Here is a 6,719-nt window from a genome sequence, read left to right on the forward strand (position 1 = left end):
CGGGTAAGTGTCGGGTTCGGCTCCGCAGGCTACTGACAGGGCGGTCAGGACCCGGCGCGGCACGCATCCGCCGTTCGGGGGAAACCGGTCACGGGGCTTCGGCGCCCTCCTCCCGTTCGCGGCGCAGCCGGTGTTCGGTACGGATGCCGAACCAGGCGGTGCAGGCCGGGGAGGCGGTTACGGGCGAACCGCCGGCGGCGGGCCGGTGGGCAGGTTCGCTGCCGACCCGGCGCCGCCGCCGGTGTTGCTCGGTCGCCCCGGCCCGGCAGGTCCCACCGCCTGCCGGGCCGGGGCCGTCTTACAGTGCGCGGCGCGCGGCGGCGATCCGGTCGGGATCCCAGCCGGGCCGGGGAACGGACTCCAACAGGAGCCTGGTGTAGGCGTGTTGCGGGGAGTCGAGGACGTCGGACGTGGGGCCGGACTCGACGATCCGGCCGTGCCGCATCACGATGACGTCGTCGGTCACGCAGCGGACCACGCCGAGGTCGTGGGTGATGAACAGGTAGCCGACGCCGGTCCGTTCGCGGATGTCGGCGAGCAGGTTGAGGACCTGCGCCTGGACCGAGACGTCCAGTGCGGCGACCGCCTCGTCCAGTACCAGTACGTCCGGCTGGACGGCCAACGCCCGTGCGATGGCGACGCGTTGGCGCTGGCCGCCGGAGAGCTGCCGGGGCAGCGCCTCCGACGCCCGGGTGCCGAGGCCGACCTGGTCGAGGAGCTCCCGGATCCTGGCCGCGTGGTCGGTGCCGGGGAAGTGCAGCCGCAGGGTCTCCCGCAGGACGGCCTCGACGCTGGTGCGCGGGTCCAGGGAGAGGAACGGATCCTGGAAGACCATCTGCACCTCGCGGGCGCGGGCCAGTCGTTCGGCCCTCCCCCGGGCCCGCCCGGTCCGGGCCCGGCCGCGGACCGACACCTCGCCCGCGTCGGCCTGTTCGAGGCCGACGATGATGCGGGCGGTGGTGGTCTTGCCGGACCCGGACTCGCCGACGATGCCGAGCGAGCCGCCGGCCGGGAGGGTGAACGAGACCTCGTCCACGGCCCGCACGCTGCCGAAGGTGCGGCACAGCCCGTTGACCTGCAGGACGGCCTCAGTCATCGGCGCGGCTCCCTTCGAGCGGGTGGTGACAGGCGACCGGGCCCGGCGCGGGGGCTGCCTCACGGCACAGGTCGGTCGCGTACCGGCAGCGGGCGGCGAACGCGCATCCGGTCAACTCCTGCCGCAGGTCCGGCGGTTGGCCGTCGATGGCGGAGAGCCGGCCGGGCCCGCTGTCCAGCCGCGGGGTGGCGGCGAGCAGCGCGGCGGTGTACGGGTGGCGGGGCCGCTCGAACAGCACCTCGGCGGGCCCGTGCTCGACGATCCGCCCGGCGTACATGACGTGGACCCGGTCGCTGATGGCGGCTGCGAGACCGAGGTCGTGGGTGACGAACAGCAGACCGGTGCCGAAGCGTTCGCGCAGCTGGTCGAGGAGCGCGACGACCTCGGCCTGGCTGGTGACGTCGAGCGCGGTGGTCGGCTCGTCGGCGAGCAGCAGCACCGGGTCGCCCATCAGCGCGGCGGCGATCATGACGCGCTGGAGCATCCCGCCGGACAGCCGACCGGGGTAGCTGCGCAGCAGTTCCGGGCCGAGGCCGACGGCGTCGAGCAGTTCGGCCGCGCGCCGGTCGGCGTCGGCCGCGGTCATGACGCCGGTGCGGCGCACGCCCTCGGTGAGGAAGTCGCCGACGCGGCGCAGCGGGTTGATGGCGGCCCGCGGGTCCTGGAAGATCATCGCGGCCCGGCCGGTGCGCAGGGCGCGCAGCCGGTCGGGGCCCATGGTCAGGACGTCCTCGCCGTCGACCAGGACGCTGCCCTCGGCGGTGGCGCCGGTCGGCAGCAGGCCGAGGGCGGTGCGCGAGGTGAGGGTCTTGCCGGAGCCGGACTCGCCGACCAGGGCCACGGTCTCGCCGGGGGCGACGGTCAGGTCGACCCCGTCGAGGACGGGCCGGGCGGCGCCGGGCAGGTGGAGCCGCAGGCCCCTGACGTCGAGGGCGTGCACCCGTTCGCCGGGATTCACGGGGTCCTCGGGATTCATGTGCTTCCCCGGGTTCATGGGGTCCTCCGGGCGACGCGGTCGGCCCAGCGCTCGCCGACGACGTTGAAGGCGACGACGGTGAGCACGATGAGGACGCACGGCAGGATCGCGGACAGCGGGTAGCCGTGCTGGATCGCGGTCTGGCCGTCGAAGACCATCCGCCCCCAGTCGGGGGTGAGCGCGGGGACGCCGAGTCCGAGGAAGGACAGGCCGGCCAGGTCCATGAGGGCGTATCCGAAGTTGATGGTGGACTGGGCGAGGACGATCGGGGCGATGTTGGGCAGGACGTGCCGCAGGCAGATCTGCGCCGCGGAGTGGCCCTGGACCCGGTAGGCGCTGACGTAGGGCCGCATCCGTTCGGCCAGCACCAGGGAGCGGGTCAGGCGCGAGACGTACGGCAGGTAGGCGATCGCGAGGGCGAGGACGGGGGCGATCAGGCCCTCGCCGTACACCGAGACGATCAGGATGGCGAGCAGCATGCCGGGGAAGGCGAAGACCAGCTCGGTGCTGCGGGACAGCACGGAGTCGATCCAGCCGCCGCGCCAGCCGGCGACCAGGCCGACCACGACGCCGGCGACGGTGGAGAAGGCGACGACGCCGAGCGGGCCGAGCAGGGAGGTGCGGGCGCCGAGCAGCAGCCGGGAGAGGGTGTCGCGGCCGGCCGCGTCGACGCCGAGCAGGTGGTCCGGCGAGGGACCGGCGAGGGCGTTGCCGAGGTCGACGGCGTTCGGGTCGGCCGGCGCCACCCAGGGTGCGAGCAGGGCGGCGAGGACCACCAGGGCGACGATGCCGAGGCAGGCCAGGTGGAGCGGGGCGCGGGCGGCCTTGAGGCGGCCGAGGCCGGGCCGTCGGGTGAGGGCGACACTCATGCGTCGGACCTCCTCGTGCCGAGGGTGACCCGGGGGTCGACCAGCGGGTGCAGCAGGTCGACGACCAGGTTCACGATCATGAACAGGGCCACGATGAGCAGGGAGATGGCCTGGACGGTCGGGAAGTCCTTGGTGGTGGTGGACAGTTCGAGGAGCTGGCCGATGCCGCCGATGCTGAACGCGGACTCCACCAGGATCGTGCAGACGAGCAGGGTGGAGACGATCAGGCCGCCGGTGGTCAGGACGGTGCCCAGCGAGTTGCGGAACACGTGGCGGCGGATCACCTCGTGCTCGGGCACGCCGCGGCTGCGGGCGACGGCGATGTGCTCGCCCTCCAGGGCCTCCAGCATCGCCGAGCGGGTGACCCGGGCGAGCATCCCGATCAGGTACAGCGCGAGGGCGATCGCCGGCAGGGTGAGGTGCCACAGCAGGTCGCCGAAGCCGTCGCCGGTGCCGCTGGTCGGGAACCAGCCCAGCTTGACCGCGAACAGGCCCTGCAGCAGGACCGCCGCGACGAAGGAGGGGGTGCCGACCGCGAGCGTGGTGGAGAGCAGGATCGCCGAGTCGGTCGCGCCGCCGCGCACCGCGCCGATCCAGCCCAGGGCCAGGCCGATGAGGACGACCACGACCAGGGCCATGGCCACCAGCGTCAGGGTGGCGGGCAGCCGGTCGGCGAGCAGCGTGGACACGTCGGTGCGGTAGGTGATCGAGCGCCCGAAGTCACCCTGCAGCACCTGGCCGAGCCAGCGGAAGTACCGGACCAGGAAGGGGTCGTCGAGGTGGTACTGGTCGTTGATCGCCTGCAGGGCGGCCGGCGAGGCCGACCGGCCGGACAGCAGGAAGCTCGCCGGGTTGCCCGGCGCGAGGTACATCGCGCCGAACACCACGAAGGACGCGCCGAGCAGGGTGGCGGCCATCTCGACCAGCCGCCGTACGGCGAATCTCAGGAAGTTCACCGCGCGGCCCCCACGTCGGCGGCCCACGGGTAGTACATGTACGAGATGGTGGTGGGGGCGCCGGTGATGCGCTTGTTGAGGAAGACGGCGGTGGGCCACTCGGCGACCGGTATCCACAGCAGCTGCTCGGAGGCGGTCTGCTGGAGCTTCGCCTCGATCGCCGCGCGCTTGGCCGGGTCGTACTCGGCGGTCGCCTGGTCGACGAGGCCGTCGTACGCCGGTTCGCTGTAGCCGGCGAAGTTCTGGTAGGCGCCGGTCTTGAAGTTGGCGAGCAGGTCGAGCGGGTCGGTGACCGAGTCGTAGTAGGTCTCGGGGAACATGTCCAGGCCCTCGCGGGCCTTGGGGTCGGTGAACAGCGCGGTGAAGGCGTTCGGGGCGATCGTCCTCAGCTGGACGTTCAGGCCGATCTTCGCGCCGGCGGCCTGGACGGCGGTGGCGAGCAGGGAGACGTCCTGGCCGATGGTGCTGGTGGCGACGGTGAGCGTCTTGCCCTCGGCGCCGGCCTCCTTGACCAGGGCCTTGGCCCGCTCGACGTCCTGCGCGGTCGGGGTGAGGTGCTCGAAGGCCGACTTCCGGACGTCGTCGGGGGCGCCGGCCCAGGCCGCACGGGTGGTGAGCGAGCCCGTGACGGTGCCGGCGCCGGCGAGGCCGGTCCTGACGAAGCCGGAGCGGTCGAGCGCCAGGGACAGCGCCTGGCGGACCCGGAGGTCGCCGAGCGGGCCCTGCATGCTGGTGACGTTGAGGTTGACGGTGCTCAGGCCCTCGCCGAAGTACAGCGTGCCGGCGCCGCTCTTGCGCAGCCGGTCGTAGCTCTCGGTCGGGATCAGGTAGCCGCCGTCGACGTCGCCGGTGAGCATCGCGTTGGTGCGGGCCGACGGGTCGGTGAGGAAGCTGAAGACGACCTTCTTGGACTTGGCCTTGGTGCCCCAGTAGTCGTCGAAGCGCTGCAGCTCGATCGACTGCCCCTTGGCCCAGGCCCCGAGCTTGAAGGGCCCGGTGCAGTCGAGGCTGCCGCCGGTGCCGTAGTCCTTGCCGGCCGCCTCCACCCCGGCCTTGGCCGCGACCACGCCGGCCGCGGTGGCCATGTACTGCGGGAACTGGGAGTCCGGCTGCTTGAGCTTGACGGTGACCTGGAGCGGGCCGGTCTTGGCGACGGAGTCGACGTTCTGGAACACCTGGGCCCAGGCCGAGGCGTTGTCGGGGTTCGTCTGCCGGCCGAGGCTGTAGACGACGTCGTCGGCGGTCATCACCGAGCCGTCGTGGAAGTGCACACCGGAGCGCAGGTCGTAGACCCAGGTGGTGGCGTCGGGGTTGGAGGCCTTCTCGGCCAGGCCGGGAGCCAGGGTGAGCTGGGGGGTCCAGCGCATCAGGCTCTCGCAGACGTTCGACAGGACGGTGTTCTGCGGGTAGTCGAAGGCCTGGATGTAGTCGAGGGTGGGCGGCTCCGCGTAGGTGGCCCAGGTGAAGGAGTCGAGTTCGCCCTTGGCCGCCGGGGTGTCGGCGGACAGCTGGACCGCCGCCTGGTCGGAGCCGCCGCGCGGCGGACCGGAGCAGGCGGCGACCAGGGCCGCGGCCGAGAGCAGGGCGGTGGCGAGGGCGAGCCGGCCGGGGGCGGTGGCGCGTCTCGCGGGCGCGGTGGGAGTCATGAGGGGGTGTTCTCCGTTCGCTGGCGAGGGGGTCAGGCGTGGGCGGCCGGGATCTGCTGCGTGATGCAGTGGACACCACCGCCGCCGTAGGCGATGACCCTGGCCCGCACGCCGACGACCTTCCGGTCCGGGTAGGCGGCGGCGAGCACGGCGAGCGCACCCGCGTCCTCGGGGTGGTCGGCGACCGGCACGACGACACCGCCGTTGGCCAGGTAGAAGTTCAGGTACCCTACCTCGACCTCACGCCCGTCGACCTCGACGAAGGCGGCCTGCGTCAGGTCGACGATCTCGAAGGGCCGGCCCTGGGCGTCGGTGGAGTGCTCCAGCACGGTGCGGTTGGCCCGCATCCGCACGTGGTCCGGGTGCTCCGGGTCGGACGGCAGCTGCACCACGACCTTGCCGGGGGCGACGAAGGCGCAGACGCCGTCGACGTGCCCGTCGGTCTCGGTGTCCAGCGCGCCGCCGTAGGGCAGCCAGATCACCTTGGTGACGCCGAGGCGGGCCTTCAGCTCGGCCTCGATCTCCTCGCGGCTCATGTCCGGGTTGCGGTTGGGGTGCAGCAGGCACTGCTCGGTGGTGATCAGCGTGCCCTCGCCGTCGACGGTGATCGCGCCGCCTTCGAGGATCATTTCGGAGCGGATCGCCGGGGTGCCGAGGTGGTCCAGCAGCAGGCCGCTGATCCGGTCGTCGGCGTCCCACGGGTGGTGCTTGCGGCCCCAGGCGTTGAAGCGGAAGTCCACGCCGGCCCGGCGGCCGTCCCCGTCCAGGACGAAGATCGGCGCGGAGTCGCGGAACCAGGAGTCGTCGGTCGGCAGCTCCACGACGGTGATGCCCTCGCCGCACCGGGAGCGCGCGTCCTCGCCGTGACCGGGCGGCGCCACCATGGTGACCGGCTCGAACTCGGCGATGGCGCGGGCGACCGCCGCGTACTCGCCCTGCACCTCGTCGAGGGTGTCGCCCCACAGCTCCGGCCGGACGGGCCAGGCCATCAGGCAGCCCTCGTGCTCGGTCCACTCCGCGGGCATTCGGTACGTCACGGGAAACCTCTTCTGTTCGGGTCCGGCCGGGGCGGGGGCGGCGGGGGGCCCCGCCCCCCGCGGGGGGGGGGGGGGGGGGGGGGGGCCGGGCCCGCCCCCCCCCCGGGGGGGGGCGCTCGGCCCCCGGCGGGGGGCGCCA

6 protein-coding genes are annotated in these 6,719 nt (G+C 73.3%); all 6 read right to left on the reverse strand.

The genetic code is table 11. From position 1 onward, the window contains the following. Positions 1-298: 298 nt before the first annotated feature. From ACFV0O_RS34735 to ACFV0O_RS34760, 6 genes are read right to left on the reverse strand one after another with little or no spacing between them, the layout of a single operon-like run. Positions 299-1,096: an ABC transporter ATP-binding protein gene (locus tag ACFV0O_RS34735; RefSeq protein WP_380347822.1), complete on the reverse strand. Its 798-nt coding sequence runs from the start codon at positions 1,094-1,096 to the stop codon at positions 299-301. Continuing rightward, positions 1,089-2,090, reverse strand: coding sequence for an ABC transporter ATP-binding protein (locus tag ACFV0O_RS34740; RefSeq protein ID WP_380347824.1), 1,002 nt, complete (start codon positions 2,088-2,090; stop codon positions 1,089-1,091). Before ACFV0O_RS34740 ends, ACFV0O_RS34735 begins: the two co-directional genes overlap by 8 nt. Further along, on the reverse strand, positions 2,087-2,941 hold the full coding sequence (locus tag ACFV0O_RS34745; RefSeq protein WP_360256428.1) for an ABC transporter permease: 855 nt from the start codon (positions 2,939-2,941) through the stop codon (positions 2,087-2,089). Before ACFV0O_RS34745 ends, ACFV0O_RS34740 begins: the two co-directional genes overlap by 4 nt. Beyond that, positions 2,938-3,897, reverse strand: a complete 960-nt coding sequence (locus ACFV0O_RS34750) for an ABC transporter permease (RefSeq protein ID WP_380347827.1) — start codon at positions 3,895-3,897, stop codon at positions 2,938-2,940. Before ACFV0O_RS34750 ends, ACFV0O_RS34745 begins: the two co-directional genes overlap by 4 nt. Then, positions 3,894-5,543, reverse strand: a complete 1,650-nt coding sequence (locus tag ACFV0O_RS34755) for an ABC transporter substrate-binding protein (protein ID WP_380347829.1) — start codon at positions 5,541-5,543, stop codon at positions 3,894-3,896. Before ACFV0O_RS34755 ends, ACFV0O_RS34750 begins: the two co-directional genes overlap by 4 nt. Positions 5,544-5,575: 32 nt before the next feature. Further along, positions 5,576-6,580, reverse strand: a complete 1,005-nt coding sequence (locus tag ACFV0O_RS34760; protein ID WP_380347831.1) for an agmatine/peptidylarginine deiminase — start codon at positions 6,578-6,580, stop codon at positions 5,576-5,578. Between the last annotated feature and the right edge of the window lie 139 nt (positions 6,581-6,719).

The organism is Kitasatospora sp. NPDC059577 (assembly GCF_042735475.1).
Classification (GTDB): domain Bacteria; phylum Actinomycetota; class Actinomycetes; order Streptomycetales; family Streptomycetaceae; genus Kitasatospora.